Annotated in this window: 12 protein-coding genes; 10 read left to right on the top strand and 2 right to left on the bottom strand. The window is 70.3% G+C overall.

Features of this window, described 5'->3' with window-relative positions; translation table 11 throughout:
* Positions 1–25: 25 nt before the first annotated feature.
* Together Aco03nite_RS19750 and Aco03nite_RS19745 are read right to left on the bottom strand one after the other, a co-directional pair.
* Positions 26–1,150, bottom strand: coding sequence for an NADH-quinone oxidoreductase subunit D (locus Aco03nite_RS19750; RefSeq protein WP_203796846.1), 1,125 nt, complete (start codon positions 1,148–1,150; stop codon positions 26–28).
* Positions 1,151–1,209: 59 nt separating this feature from the next.
* Positions 1,210–2,184, bottom strand: coding sequence for an SAM-dependent methyltransferase (locus Aco03nite_RS19745; RefSeq protein WP_203796845.1), 975 nt, complete (start codon positions 2,182–2,184; stop codon positions 1,210–1,212).
* Positions 2,185–2,381: 197 nt separating this feature from the next.
* Here Aco03nite_RS19745 and Aco03nite_RS19740 point away from each other — a divergent pair, with 197 nt between their 5' ends.
* From Aco03nite_RS19740 to Aco03nite_RS19695, 10 genes are all read left to right on the top strand, one after another.
* Entirely contained in the window at positions 2,382–3,254 is an 873-nt protein-coding gene (locus tag Aco03nite_RS19740; protein WP_373872615.1) for a Rossmann-like and DUF2520 domain-containing protein, read from the top strand.
* Positions 3,251–4,084 (top strand): pantoate--beta-alanine ligase, encoded by an 834-nt coding sequence (panC, locus tag Aco03nite_RS19735; RefSeq protein ID WP_203796843.1) that lies wholly within the window; start codon positions 3,251–3,253, stop codon positions 4,082–4,084. Before Aco03nite_RS19740 ends, panC begins: the two co-directional genes overlap by 4 nt.
* Positions 4,084–4,503 (top strand): aspartate 1-decarboxylase, encoded by a 420-nt coding sequence (gene panD / locus Aco03nite_RS19730; RefSeq protein ID WP_203796842.1) that lies wholly within the window; start codon positions 4,084–4,086, stop codon positions 4,501–4,503. The genes panC and panD overlap by 1 nt, the downstream gene beginning before the upstream one ends.
* A 148-nt stretch (positions 4,504–4,651) precedes the next feature.
* The gene (locus tag Aco03nite_RS19725) at positions 4,652–5,572 is read left to right on the top strand and encodes a septum formation family protein (protein WP_203796841.1); all 921 of its coding nucleotides are present in this window, start codon (positions 4,652–4,654) and stop codon (positions 5,570–5,572) included.
* A 62-nt stretch (positions 5,573–5,634) separates the two neighbouring features.
* A complete protein-coding gene (locus Aco03nite_RS19720) occupies positions 5,635–7,281 on the top strand; it encodes an L-aspartate oxidase (RefSeq protein ID WP_203796840.1) in 1,647 nt (548 codons plus the stop codon).
* Positions 7,278–8,342 carry a carboxylating nicotinate-nucleotide diphosphorylase gene (nadC, locus tag Aco03nite_RS19715; protein ID WP_373872613.1) on the top strand — a complete coding sequence of 355 codons (1,065 nt, stop codon included), beginning with the start codon at positions 7,278–7,280 and terminating at the stop codon, positions 8,340–8,342. Before Aco03nite_RS19720 ends, nadC begins: the two co-directional genes overlap by 4 nt.
* Before the next feature lie 55 nt (positions 8,343–8,397).
* Positions 8,398–9,156: a type III pantothenate kinase gene (locus Aco03nite_RS19710; RefSeq protein WP_203796839.1), complete on the top strand. Its 759-nt coding sequence runs from the start codon at positions 8,398–8,400 to the stop codon at positions 9,154–9,156.
* Between the two features lie 67 nt (positions 9,157–9,223).
* Positions 9,224–10,732, top strand: a complete 1,509-nt coding sequence (lysS, locus tag Aco03nite_RS19705; protein WP_203796838.1) for a lysine--tRNA ligase — start codon at positions 9,224–9,226, stop codon at positions 10,730–10,732.
* A gap of 121 nt (positions 10,733–10,853) precedes the next feature.
* A complete protein-coding gene (locus tag Aco03nite_RS19700; RefSeq protein ID WP_203796837.1) occupies positions 10,854–11,210 on the top strand; it encodes a histone-like nucleoid-structuring protein Lsr2 in 357 nt (118 codons plus the stop codon).
* A gap of 391 nt (positions 11,211–11,601) precedes the next feature.
* Positions 11,602–14,124 (top strand): ATP-dependent Clp protease ATP-binding subunit, encoded by a 2,523-nt coding sequence (locus Aco03nite_RS19695; protein ID WP_203796836.1) that lies wholly within the window; start codon positions 11,602–11,604, stop codon positions 14,122–14,124.
* Positions 14,125–14,560 lie beyond the last annotated feature (436 nt).

Genomic DNA, 14,560 nt, shown 5'->3' with positions numbered 1-14,560 from the left:
CAGTGGGCGACCCACGAGCCGGAACCTACTTGTCGATGTCTCCGACGACGAAGAACATCGACCCGAGGATGGCGATCAGGTCGGGCACCAGGCAGCCCGGGATGAGCGTGGCGAGGGCCTGCACGTTGGCGTACGACGCGGTCCGCAGTTTGAGCCGCCACGGCGTCTTCTCGCCCCGCGAGACCAGGTAGTACCCGTTGACGCCGAGCGGGTTCTCGGTCCACGCGTAGGTGTGGCCCTCGGGTGCCTTGACCACCTTGGGCAGCCGCACGTTGACCGGCCCGCCGATCCGTTCGACCTGGTCGAGGCACTGGTCGATCAGGTCGAGGGAGACGGTGACCTGTTCCAGCAGCACGGCGAAGCGGGCGTGGCAATCCCCGGTGTCCCGGGTGACCACGGGCAGGTCGAGCTGGTCGTAGAAGAGGTAGGGCTCGTCCCGGCGGATGTCGATGTCGAGTCCGCTGGCCCGGGCGACCGGTCCGGAGGCGCCGTACCCGGCGGCGTCCTCGGCGCTCAGCACCCCGACGCCGACGGTCCGCGCCATGAAGACGTCGTTGCGGTGGATGATCCGGTCGATGTCCGGCATCCGTTTCCGGACCGCCTCGACCGCCTGCCGGGCCCGCCTGGTCCAGCCGGCCGGGATCTCCTCCTTCAGCCCGCCGACCCGGTTGAACATGTAGTGGATCCGGCCGCCGGAGACCTCCTCCATCACCGCCTGCAGCGTCTCGCGTTCCCGGAACGCGTAGAACATCGGCGTGATCGCACCGATCTCCAGCGGGTACGAGCCGAGGAACATCAGGTGGTTGAGCACCCGGTTCAGTTCGGCCAGGGCCATCCGCAGCCAGGTGGCGCGTTCCGGCACCTCGATGCCCATCAGCCGTTCGACGGCGAGGACGACGCCCAGCTCGTTGGAGAACGCGGACAGCCAGTCGTGCCGGTTCGCCAGCATGATGATCTGCCGGTAGTCGCGCACCTCGAACAGTTTCTCGGCGCCCCGGTGCATGTAGCCGACGATCGGTTCGCACTCGACGACCCGTTCGCCGTCCAGTTTGAGCTTGAGCCGGAGCACACCGTGGGTAGACGGGTGCTGCGGCCCGATGTTGAGCACCATGTCGGCCGTGTCCAGCCCGGCACCGGTGCCGACCGTCATCTCTTGGAGATTCAGGTTGTTGTTCCGATTTTCGGGTGGCGGGTGGGGCGGTCGGATGGTCACCCCAGCATCGTGCCACGCTCTCCCAGTCCGACCTCGTGCCAGAGCCACCAGTGCCCGCCGAGTCCCGTCGGGTCGGTGAGTTCGGCGGCGGCTCCGGCCGTGGACAGCCGCCGGAGATAGCCCACCGGGTCAGTGTGGGCCAGCTCCAGCGACGGCCGGGAACCGTCCACACCGAGCGATCGCAGCGCCTCCCGCTGCCGGAGGAGATGGAACGGCGCCCCGGTCGCGGCGGCCACCGAGTCCATCGCCACGTGCGCGGTCACATCGCAGCTCCCGTCCGGCACCGGAGGCACCTGCCGCCCGTCCCGGAACCCGGTGAGCGTCCCGAACGCCGGCCGCTCCGCTTGCACGTGCCCGTAGTCGACGCAGAGTGCCACCCCATGCCGTACCGCGTCGACCGCGTCCGCCCAGGCCCGGTCCCGCGGTGTGCCGACCTCGATCCGGCCGGGCCCCGGCCACCACCTGCCGGCCCAGAACAGATCAGCCGGATCAGCAGGCGCCCCGAGCGTCTCGGCGCCGGTGGCCGGGTCCACCAGCACCTTCCGGAGCCGTCCGTGCTCGTCGGTCTCCAGCACGTCCAGCGGCACGTTGTCGAGCCATTCGGTGGCCATCAGCAGCCCGGTGACCCGGTCCGGCAGGCCCGGTCGCCAGTGCACCGCCGGATCCAGCCCACCCGGTCGCGGCGCGACCTCGACGGCTGTGGCCCGGACCCGTCCGGCCAGCCCGGACGGCAGTGCGGCGAGCATTCCGGCGATCAGCTCACCGCGCCCGGCGCCGACGTCCACCAGGTCGAACACCGCCGGATGCCCGAGCGCCTCGTCCACCCGCACGGCGAACCGCGCCAGCGCCCCGGCGAACAACGGCGACGCGTGCACGCTGGTCCGGAAGTGATCAGCCGGTTCCTCCCGCGTGAAGAACCCGCCGTCGCCGTACAGCGCCGCCTGCATGGCCGACCGCCAACCCCCACCCATAACTTCCCATTCTGGTACGTCGCGCGGCACCACAGGCGCATCGGAGCCTCCCGTGGCGGCCGCGCGAGGCCGGTCCCGGCGCCGGACCGACCCGCGACCGCCGGGCCGGATGCGGTGGGTGCGGTTCTTCACAGCCGTTGTCACGTACGTGTTACGTCGGCGCATACTGGCGCTCGACCGGTACCCCTCCACGAGGACTGGATCCACGCATGAAATCTCTGACCGTCGGCGTCGTCGGCGCCGGGCGGGTCGGTGCCGTGCTGGGCGCGGCACTGCACGCGGCCGGCCACCGGGTGGTCGCCGCCGCGGCGGTCTCCACCGCCTCCCGCGAGCGCGCCGCCCGGCTGCTGCCGCACGCCGCCGTGCTCCCCGCCGACGAGGTGACCCGCGCCGCCACCGATCTGCTGCTGCTCGCCGTGCCGGACGATCACCTCGCCGCCGTGGTCGCGGGCCTGGACCGGACCGGTGCGCTGCGCCCCGGCCAGGTGGTCGCGCACACCTCCGGTGCTCACGGTCTGGCCGTCCTGGGCGATGTGAACGGCATGGCCCTGCATCCCGCGATGACCTTCACCGGCGCGGACTCCGACCTGGACCGGCTACCCGGCATCGCCTGGGGGGTGACCGCTCCGGACCGCGTGTTCGCCACCCGGCTGGTCGCCGACCTGGGCGGGGTGCCGGAGTGGATCGCCGAGGAGTCCCGGCCGGTCTACCACGCGGCCCTGGCGCACGGCGCGAACCACCTGGTCACCCTGGTCAACGAGGCCGCCGACGTGCTGCGCGCGGCGGGTGTCGGCGAGCCCGGCCGGGTGCTGACCCCGCTGCTGACCGCGGCGCTGGACAACGCGCTGCGCCTGGGTGACGCCGCCCTGACCGGCCCGGTCTCCCGGGGCGACGCCGGCACCGTCGGCAAGCACCTGGACCGGATGCCCGCCGAGGCCGTCCCGGCGTACCTGGCGATGGCCCGGCGCACCGCGGACCGGGCGATCGCGTCCGGCCGGCTGCGCCCACAGGACGCCACCGCCCTGCTGGACGTGCTGGCCGCCCGCGCCGAGCAGAGGAGCCACTCATGACCGCCCTGGTGCACACCCGCGCCGACCTGGCCGCCGCCCTGGACGGGGCGGGCGGTGAGATCGCCGTCGTGATGACCATGGGAGCCCTGCACGAGGGGCACCGGCAGCTGATGCGGACGGCCCGGGAGCGGTCCGCTTTCGTGGTCGTGACGATCTTCGTGAACCCGCTGCAGTTCGGGCCGAACGAGGACTTCGAGAAGTATCCGCGCACCCTCGACGAGGACCTGGCGATCTGCCGTGCCGAGGGGGTCGCGCTGGTCTTCGCGCCGTCCCGGGACGACGTCTACCCGCACGGGGCGCCGTCGATCACGATGGATCCGGGGGCGCTCGGCTCGATCCTGGAGGGCGCGAGTCGTCCGGGCCACTTCTCCGGGATGCTCACGGTGGTGGAGAAACTGCTGCTGCTCACCCGGGCCGGCGTGGCGTACTTCGGCGAGAAGGACTTTCAGCAGCTGGCGCTGGTCCGGCGGATGGCCCGGGACCTGGAGCTGCCGGTCGAGATCGCGGGCGTGCCGACCGTACGGGAAATCGACGGTCTTGCCCTGTCCAGCCGCAACCGTTTCCTCTCGCCGGACCAGCGACGATCCGCCCTGGCCCTGTCCCGCGCCCTGCGCGAGGGCGCCACGCACACCGACCCCGGCGCGGTGCTGGCCGCGGCCGGCAAGATCCTGGCCGACGAACCGGGCGTGCTCGTGGACTACCTGGAGCTGACCGGCGCCGACCTGGGCCCGGTCCCGGCCGAGGGCCCGGCCCGCCTGCTGGTGGCCGCCAAGGTCGGCGCCACCCGATTGATCGACAATGTTCCACTGACGCTGCACAAGGAGGTCTGATGCTGCGGACCATGCTCAAGTCCAAGATCCACCGGGCCACCGTGACCCAGGCCGACCTGCACTACGTCGGTTCGGTCACCGTCGACCTGGACCTGCTCGACGCCGCCGACCTGCTCCCCGGCGAGCTGGTGGCGATCGTCGACGTGACGAACGGCGCGCGCCTGGAGACCTACGTGATCCCCGGCGAGCGGGGCAGCGGCGTGATCGGCATCAACGGGGCGGCCGCGCATCTGGTGCACCCCGGCGACCTGGTCATCCTGATCTCCTACGGCCAGATGGAGGACGCCGAGGCGCGCTCCTACCAGCCACGGATCGTGCACGTGGACGCGGCGAACCGGGTGATCGAGCTGGGCGCCGACCCGGCCGCCACGGTCGACGGCCTGACCGGCGACCCGGTCCGGGCGGCGTTCGCGGTCTGACCGGCGGCCTGGTGCCGGCAGCGTTCGCGGTCTGACCGGTGCGGGCCGCCGTGAGCGGCTTTGTGGAATCGGCCTCCTGAGCAGCTGATATGCCCATACAGTGGGCAAATCGGATATGGCTACCGAAGGTGCTCGGGAGGCACGGCTCATGCGTTTCCGCCTGCGTGCCCGATGGGGGCTCACGGTCGCCACCGTCGCACTGATGGCCGTCGCCGGCTGCGGCAACGGCAACGACGTGGACGGCGATCTGACCAACGACTGGGCCGCGATGGCCCCGGCCACCGGTTTTGTCCCGGCCGCGCAGACCTGCCACCTCTCCAACTTCGCCGTCTTCGGCCCGCGCGCCACCTACGAAGAGGTGGACTGTGCGGTCGCGCACCGCATCGAGACCGTCTACGTCGGCGAGTACACCGCCGCGGCCGCGGCGGCCGTCGACCCGCCGACCGGCAACACCGCCGGGGCCCGGGCCGCCTACCAGACCTGCGACGACCGGACCACCCAGTACGTCGGCGGCCGGTGGCGGGACGCCCGGCTCTGGATCGGTGTCACCCATCCGTCCCCGGCCGCGTGGGCCGGCGGCGCCCGCTGGTTCCGCTGCGACGTGGTGGAGCTGGACTCCATCGAGGACGACGGGGCCCTGATCCAGCGGTCCGGCACCCTGAAGGGCGTGCTGGCGACGGCGGTGAACACCCTCGCGCTGACCTGTTACGCCATCGAGCTGGACGCCGCCGGCGCGATCGCCGCGATGCCGCCCGCGGACTGCGCCACCAAGCACAACGGCGAGTTCGTGGGGGTGTGGAACGCGCCGGTCGGCGCCGCCTACCCGAAGGGCGACACGGCCTGGGAGGAGTTCCACTCCGGCTGCCGCAAGCTCACCGCGGACTACGTGGGCGTCCCGGACGACGCCGACCTGCAGTACCGCACCGGTGTCGTCTCGCTGCCCGGCAACACCGACGTGTGGACCCAGGGCGACCACGGTGTGCGCTGCTATCTGTGGCTGGACAAGGCCGCCCTGATCGGATCGCTGAAAGGCAAGGGGACGAAGGCCCTTCCGGTCCAGTACAAGTAATGATGAACACTGGTTTCGGCCCCGCCGTGACGTACTCGTAACCGCGGAGTGTACTGAAACACATGTCACCACTCGCGGATCTCCCGGCGCTGCCCCGCCGGCTCGCCGCCGCCGAGCCAGGCTGGACCGAGACCACCGACGTCGTCGTGGTCGGCTCCGGCATCGCGGGCCTGACCGCAGCCCTCTACCTGCGGGAGCAGGGTCTGCACGTCACCGTCGTCACCAAGGTCAACATCGATGACGGGTCGACCCGCTGGGCCCAGGGTGGCATCGCCGGTGTGCTCGACCCGCTGGACACCCCGCAGGCCCACGCGTACGACACCGAGATCGCCGGGGTCGGCCTCTGCGATCCGGCGGCGGTGCGGGTGCTGGTCGAGGAGGGCCCGGCCCGGATCCGGGAGCTGATCCGCCGGGGCGCCGAGTTCGACCGCAACCCGGACGGCTCGCTGATGCTGACCCGCGAGGGCGGCCACCGCGCCGACCGGATCGTGCACGCCGGCGGTGACGCGACCGGAGCCGAGGTGCAGCGCGCCCTGCACGAGGCGGTCCGCCGCGACCCGTGGATCCGCCTGGTCGAGCACGCGCTGGTGCTGGACCTGCTGCGCGCCGCCGACGGCCGGGCCTGCGGTGTCACCCTGCACGTGCTCGGCGAGGGCTCCGAGGACGGCGTGGGCGCCGTGCTGGCCCGGGCCGTGGTGCTGGCCACCGGCGGGATGGGCCAGATCTTCTCGTCCACCACGAACCCGTCGGTCTCCACCGGCGACGGGGTGGCGCTCGCGCTGCGGGCCGGCGCCGAGGTGACCGACGTCGAGTTCGTCCAGTTCCACCCCACGTCCTTCGTGAGCGCCGGAGTGACCTCGGTGCAACGGCCGCTGATCTCCGAGGCGCTGCGTGGGGAGGGCGCCTACCTGGTCGACGAGGCGGGCGAGCGGTTCATGCTCGGTCAGCACGAGCAGGCCGAGCTGGCGCCCCGCGACGTGGTCGCCAAGGGCATCTACCGGGTGCTGCGCGCCACCGGGGCGGACCACGTCTACCTGGACGCCCGGCACCTCGGCAAGGAGTTCCTGGAGGGCCGCTTCCCGACGATCATGGCGTCCACCCGGTCGGCGGGTGTCGACCCGGCCACCGACCTGATCCCGGTCGCCCCGGCCGCGCACTACGCCTCCGGCGGCGTCCGCACCGACCTGCACGGCCGGACCAGCATCGACGGGCTCTACGCGTGCGGTGAGGTCGCCTGCACCGGCGTGCACGGCGCCAACCGGCTGGCCAGCAACTCGCTGCTGGAGGGCCTGGTCTTCGCCCGCCGGATCGCCGACGACATCGCCCGGGAGCTGCCCCCGCGGGCCGAGCCGGTGCGGACCGCGGCCACCGGGTCCTGGGCCGTCGACCCGGCGATCCGCGCCGAGCTGCAGCGCGTGATGACCCGGGGCGCCGGGGTGCTGCGGTCGGCCGACTCGCTGGCCACCGCCGCCAAGGAGCTGACCCGGCTGGCCGAGCAGCGTTCCCGGCCGAACAACGCGGCCTGGGAGGTCACCAATCTGCTCACCGTGGCGACCACACTGGTGGCCTCGGCGAGCAGTCGCCGGGAGACTCGGGGGTGCCACTGGCGTGAGGACCACCCGACCGCGGCCGACGAGTGGCGCGGCCACCTGCTGAACGCTCTCGCCCCCGACGGTGCCCACACCCAGGACTTCCAGGAGATGGCATGACGCTCCCGCCCGGCTCCCTCCCCGACTCCGAGCTGCCCGGCCCCGCGGCCGGCACCAGCGCGCCCGGCTCTCTTCCCGACTCCGAGCTGCCCGGCTCCTCGGCCGGCGCCAGCGCGCCCGGCTCTCTTCCCGACTCCGAGCTGCCCGGTCCCGACGCCGGCACCATCGCGCCCGGTGAACCCCTGCCCGAGCCGGACGTCGAGGTGGCTGAGATCGGGCTGGACCTCGGTGAGGTCCAGCGGATCGTGCTCACCGCGCTCGCCGAGGACCTCGGCGTCCCGCCCCGCGACGTGACCAGCGAGTCGACCATCCCGGCCGGCCAGACCGACACCGCCGAGCTGGTGGCCCGCGCCGACGGCGTGGTGGCCGGGCTGCTGGTGGCGGCCGAGGTGTTCGCCGCGACCAGCGGCGGCACGGCCACCTTCGAGGCGGTCGCCGCCGACGGTGACCGGGTGCGCCGCGGCGACGTGCTCGCGGTGGTCAGCGGCACCACCCGGGCCCTGCTGACCGCCGAGCGGACCGCGCTCAACCTGCTCTGCCGGATGTCCGGCGTCGCCACCCACACCCGCAAGTGGGCCGACCGGCTCGAGGGCACCGGCGCCACCGTCCTGGACACCCGCAAGACCACGCCGGGCCTGCGGGTGCTGGAGAAGTACGCGGTACGGGCCGGCGGCGGCACCAACAAGCGCATGGGCCTCTACGACGTGGCCATGATCAAGGACAACCACAAGCTGGCCGCCGGCAGCATCACCGCGGCGTACGAGCTGGTCCGCTCGACGTTCCCGGACGTGACCGTGCAGGTCGAGGTGACCACCCTGGCCGAGGCCGAGGAGGCGGTCGCCGCGGGTGCGGACTTCCTGCTCTGCGACAACATGACGCCGGAGCTGCTGACCGATGTGGTCCGGGCGGTCGGTGACCGGGTGGAGCTGGAGGCGACCGGCAACCTGACCCTGGAGACGGCCGCCGCCTATGCCGCCACCGGCGTGAACTACCTGTCGGTGGGCGGGTTGACCCACTCGTCGCCGATTCTCGACATCGCGCTGGACCTGCGTCCACGGTGAGCCTCTCCCGGCGTACACAATGAGGAACTTGATTTCCGGTTTTTAGGGGCCTGGCGTGCTGCTCTGCATTGACATCGGTAACACGAACACCGTGCTGGCGACCTTCGACGGCGACAAGCTGGTGCACAACTGGCGGATCAAGACCGACGCCGCGTCGACCGCCGACGAGCTGGGCCTGAAGATCCGGGGCCTGCTCGCCGGCGACGCGGTGGAGATCACCGGGGTGGCCGCCTGCTCCACCGTCCCGGCCGCGCTGCGCAACCTGCGGACCATGCTGAAGCGCTACTACGACGACGTGCCGAGCGTGATCGTCGAGCCGGGGGTGAAGACCGGGGTCCAGCTCGCCATCGACAACCCGAAGGAGGTGGGCGCCGACCGGGTGGTCAACACCCTGGCCGCGCACGCCCTCTACGGCGGGCCGTCGATCGTGGTCGACTTCGGCACCACCACCAACTTCGACCTGATCAGCGCGAAGGGCGAGTTCCTCGGCGGTGCGTTCGCGCCGGGCATCGAGATCTCCTTCGACGCGCTCGCCGCCCGCGCCGCCCAGCTGCGCAAGGTGGAGCCGACCAAGCCGCGGTCGGTGATCGGCAAGAACACCGTGGAGTGTCTGCAGGCCGGGCTCTACTTCGGTTTCGCCGGCCAGGTCGACCGGATCGTCGAGCGGATGGTCGAGGAGATCGGCCCGGTCCGCGCGGTGATCGCCACCGGTGGACTGTCCTGGCTGGTGAAGGACGAGTGCCGGACCCTGACCGCGCACGAACCGATGATCACGCTGATCGGCCTGCGGATGGTATATGAGCGGAACGTCTGAGCCGCTCTGAGTACGCTTTCAGGGCCCCATCTCCAGGGGCTCATCGTAGCCAACAGGAAGTCGTGCCGTGACCGAGCAGAACACGCCAGCGATCGACCCCGCCGAGGACCTTCCCGAGCAGATGCGGGTCCGCCGGTCGAAGCGGGACCGGTTGCTCGCCGAGGGCCTGGCGCCCTACCCGGTCGAGGTCCCGCGGACCATCGAGCTCGCCGAGCTCCGGGAACGATACGCGGAACTGCCCACCGACACCGCCTCCGGCGACACGGTGTCGATCACCGGCCGGGTGATCTTCGTCCGGAACGGGGGGAAGCTCTGCTTCGCCACGCTGCGGGCCGGTGACGGCACCGAACTGCAGGCGATGTTCTCACTCGACAAGGTCGGCGAGCAGGCCCTCGGCCTCTGGAAGACCGTGGTGGACCTCGGCGACCTCGTCGCGGTCACCGGTGAGGTGATCACCAGCCGGCGGGGTGAGCTGTCCGTTCTCGCCGATTCCTGGGCGATGAGCGCTAAGGCTCTGCGTCCCCTTCCGGTCGCGCACAAGCCGCTTTCCGAGGAGACCCGGGTTCGGCAGCGTTATGTCGATCTGATCGTCCGCCCGCAGGCCCGTGACGTCGTTCGTACCCGGGCCACCGTGGTGCGCAGCCTGCGCGAGTCGCTGTTCCGCCGGAATTATCTCGAGGTGGAAACGCCGATGTTGCAGTTGCTGCACGGCGGCGCCGCGGCCCGGCCGTTTGTGACGCACAGCAACGCGCTGGATATGGATCTTTATCTGCGGATCGCTCCGGAACTGTTTTTGAAGCGTGCCGTGGTCGGCGGCATCGAGCGGGTCTTCGAGATCAACCGCAACTTCAGGAATGAGGGCATGGACTCCACGCACTCTCCGGAGTTCGCCATGCTCGAGGCGTATCAGGCGTATGCCGACTACAACGTGATGCAGGCCCAGGTTCGGGACTGGATTCAGGAGGCGGCGTTCGCGGTCTCCGGATCGCATGTGGTCACCCACCACGACGGCACCGAACTCGACCTGGGCGGCGAGTGGGCCGAGATCACTCTCTTCGGTGCCATCTCCGACGCGCTCGGCGAAGAGGTGACGATCGACACGGACATCACCCAACTGCAGGCGTACGCGGAGAAGGTCCAGCTCTCGGTCGACCCGAAGTGGAGCGCCGGCAAGCTCGCCGAGGAAATCTTCGAGCACCTGGTGACCGATGATCTCCAGCAGCCGACGTTCGTCCGGGACTTCCCGGAGGAGACCGCGCCGCTCACCGCACCGCACCGGAACACCCCCGGACTCACCGAGAAGTGGGACCTCTACGTCGGCGGATTCGAACTCGCGACCGCATATTCCGAGTTGGTCGACCCGGTGATCCAGCGCGAGCGGTTCCACGCTCAGTCGCTGCTCGCAGCGGGTGGAGACGTCGAAGCGATGCAGCTGGACGAGGATTTCCTACGGGCCATGGAGTACGGAATGCCGCCCGCCGGTGGCATGGGAATGGGAATCGACCGGCTGTTGATGGCGCTCACCGGCCTGGGCATTCGGGAAACGATCCTCTTCCCCTTGGTCCGGCCCGAGTAACGACCGCCGGGAGTAACGGCTCTGCAATTATCCACCCCCGCCATTGACGGGCGATGCGCCCCTGGCGTTATTGTCTTCCCATTGCTGGGGAGAGAACCTGTGTTCGGGAGGATAACGGCGCGTGGCCAAGCAGATCATTCACAAGCTGGTCGATGACATCGATGGTGTCGACGCCGACGAGACCGTGAAGTTTGCGCTCGACGGCATTCAGTACGAGATCGACCTCTCGGAGAAGAACGCCGCGAAATTGCGGGAGGTCTTCGAGCCCTACCTGACAGCCGGTACGAAGGTGGCCCGGGGCGGTGTCGTCGTCGGTGGTCGTGCGGCGCGCGGCCGCGGTGGGGCCACCGCCGACCGCGAGCAGAACAAGGCGATCCGCGAGTGGGCCAAGAAGGCCGGTAAGGACATCTCCGACCGGGGTCGTATCCCGCAGGAGATCGTGGACGAGTTCCACTCGAAGGGCCCCGGCCGGGGCTGACAACCCGGCGCGACTCCACGGAGAGGGCGTGCCGGCCGAGACCGCTGCGAAACCGCAGCCGCCTCGGCCGGTGCGCCCTCTCCGCGTTTGGCCACCCGGCCAGGCCTGTGCTCACTACGGTTATCCACAGGAGCGGACAGCGTTGTCCACAGGCTGTGGATCGGCAGGATTTCGCTGTACGCGTACACGTTCGGGTGGGGGAACAGCCGCTGAGCGTGCGAAGTTGGCTAAATCAACGTTGCGGATCGTTTCGAGGGGCAGCGAGGGCCCAGCGGAGAGCTTCAGCGGCGATAGAGTTACAGCACGGGCATCACCGATGCCCGTGCGCTGGCCCCGCCAGCTGTTGAGACAGGCTCAGCATTGGCGCACGGCACGTGAGGAGCACGAGGGCATGTTCGAGCGGTTCACCGACCGAGCGCGACGGGTTGTCGTCCTGGCCCAAGAAGAGGCCCGGATGCTCAACCACAATTACATCGGGACAGAGCACATCCTGCTCGGCCTGATCCACGAGGGCGAGGGCGTCGCCGCCAAGGCTCTGGAGAGCCTGGGCATCTCTCTCGAGGGGGTCCGGCAGCAGGTCGAGGAAATCATTGGCCAGGGCCAGCAGGCGCCGAGCGGGCACATCCCGTTCACGCCGCGCGCCAAGAAGGTTCTGGAGCTCTCCCTGCGGGAGGCTCTCCAGCTCGGCCACAACTACATCGGCACCGAGCACATCCTGCTCGGCCTGATCCGCGAGGGCGAGGGCGTCGCCGCCCAGGTGCTGGTCAAGCTCGGCGCCGACCTCAACCGGGTCCGCCAGCAGGTCATCCAGCTGCTCTCCGGCTACCAGGGCAAGGAGCCGGCCGCCGCCGGCACCGCGACCGGCGAGGCCGCACCCTCCACGTCGCTCGTGCTGGACCAGTTCGGCCGCAACCTGACCCAGGCCGCCCGGGAGGGCAAACTCGACCCGGTCATCGGCCGGGAGAAGGAAATCGAGCGGGTCATGCAGGTGCTCTCCCGCCGCACCAAGAACAACCCGGTGCTGATCGGCGAGCCCGGTGTCGGCAAGACCGCCGTTGTCGAGGGCCTGTCCCAGTCCATCGTCAAGGGCGAGGTGCCCGAGACGCTGAAGGACAAGCAGCTCTACACGCTCGACCTGGGCGCTCTGGTCGCCGGCTCGCGTTACCGCGGTGACTTCGAGGAGCGCCTGAAGAAGGTGCTCAAGGAGATCCGCACCCGCGGCGACATCATCCTGTTCATCGACGAGATCCACACCCTCGTCGGTGCGGGCGCCGCCGAGGGCGCGATCGACGCCGCCTCGATCCTCAAGCCGATGCTGGCCCGTGGCGAGCTGCAGACGATCGGCGCGACCACTCTGGACGAGTACCGCAAGCACCTGGAGAAGGACGCCGCGCTCGAGCGCCGCTTCCAGCCGATCCAGGTCGGCGAGCCGTCCCTCGCGCACACCATCGAGATCCTCAAGGGCCTCCGCGACCGCTACGAGGCGCACCACCGGATCAGCATCACCGACGCCGCGCTGGTGGCGGCGGCGACGCTGGCCGACCGCTACATCTCGGACCGCTTCCTGCCGGACAAGGCGATCGACCTGATCGACGAGGCCGGGGCACGGATGCGCATCCGCCGGATGACCGCGCCGCCGGACCTCCGTGACTTCGACGAGCGCATCGCCCAGGTGCGCCGCGACAAGGAGTCGGCGATCGACGCGCAGGACTTCGAGCGTGCCGCGCAGCTGCGCGACAAGGAGAAGACCCTGCTCGGCCAGAAGGCGCAGCGGGAGAAGGAGTGGAAGGCCGGCGACCTGGACGTGGTGTCCGAGGTCGACGACGAGCAGATCGCCGAGGTCCTGGGCAACTGGACCGGCATCCCGGTCTACAAGCTCACCGAGGAGGAGACCTCCCGCCTGCTGCGCATGGAGGACGAGCTGCACAAGCGCGTCATCGGCCAGGAGGACGCGGTGCAGGCCGTCTCCAAGGCGATCCGGCGTACTCGTGCGGGTCTGAAGGACCCGAAGCGTCCCAGCGGCTCGTTCATCTTCGCCGGCCCCTCCGGTGTCGGTAAGACCGAGCTGTCCAAGGCCCTCGCGGAGTTCCTGTTCGGCTCCGAGGACGCGCTGATCCAGCTCGACATGTCCGAGTTCCACGACCGCTACACGGTGTCCCGCCTGGTCGGTGCCCCTCCCGGTTACGTCGGTTACGACGAGGGTGGCCAGCTGACCGAGAAGGTGCGCCGCAAGCCGTTCTCGGTGGTCCTCTTCGACGAGATCGAGAAGGCCCACCCGGACGTCTTCAACACGCTGCTGCAGATCCTGGAGGACGGTCGCCTGACCGACGGCCAGGGCCGGATCGTGGACTTCAAGAACACGGTCATCATCCTCACCACCAACCTGGGCACGCGTGACGTGGCCAAGGCGGTGTCGCTGGGCTTCCAGGCCTCCGAGGCCGAGGAGTCGTCCTACGAGCGGATGAAGATCAAGGTCAACGACGAGCTGAAGCAGCACTTCCGCCCCGAGTTCCTGAACCGTATCGACGACACGATCGTCTTCCACCAGCTGCGTGAGAAGGAGATCCTCCAGATCGTCGACATCTTCACGGCCCGCATCGAGGGCCAGCTGAAGAACAAGGACATGGGCCTGGAGCTGACCGACAACGCGAAGAAGTACCTGGCGGCCAAGGGCTTCGACCCGGTGCTGGGCGCCCGCCCGCTGCGCCGGACCATCCAGCGCGAGCTGGAGGACACCCTGTCCGAGCAGATCCTCTTCAACGAGCTGCGCCCCGGCCAGATCGTCGTCGTCGACTGCGAGGGCGACCCGGCCAAGGTGGAGAAGGCGAAGCTGGTCTTCAACGGCTCCGAGAAGGGCGCCGAGGTGCCCGACGCGGTGCCGGCCGACCTCGCGGTGCCGACCACCGAGGAGTGAGCAGTACCTGACGAGTCGAGGCCCGGTCGCGAATGACGCGACCGGGCCTCGCCCGTTGAGACACCTGCCCGCCTGTCCCTGTCCGCCTGCGCCTGCCCGCTTGCGCCTGCCCGTCTGCGCCTGCCCGTGTGTGGTCAGCCTGTCCGTCTGCGCCTGGCCGCGTGCTGGCCTGCCGGCCTGCGCCTGCCTGCCTGTGGGCTGGCCGCGTGCCAAGCCTCCCTGCGGCTGCCTGCCCTCGCGGCTGTCTGTCTGTCAGCGCCTTGTCTGTCTGCCAGCGATTGTCTGCCCGCCTGAGTCTGCTGCTAGCCCGCGGCTGCTTGCCACGGCTGCTCGTTGCAGCGGTTGCCTGCTCGCGGCGGTGACGCGGCCCGGCCGCCGCAGCCGCGACGGCGGGCGCTGCGGCGGCGGTGGAAATGCGGTCGCGGTTTGTGGGGGG

Origin of the sequence: Actinoplanes couchii (genome assembly GCF_016862075.1) — a bacterium.
GTDB lineage: Bacteria > Actinomycetota > Actinomycetes > Mycobacteriales > Micromonosporaceae > Actinoplanes > Actinoplanes couchii.
Note: the sequence above shows the minus strand (reverse complement) of the source record. Positions and strands in the feature narration are given on the sequence as shown.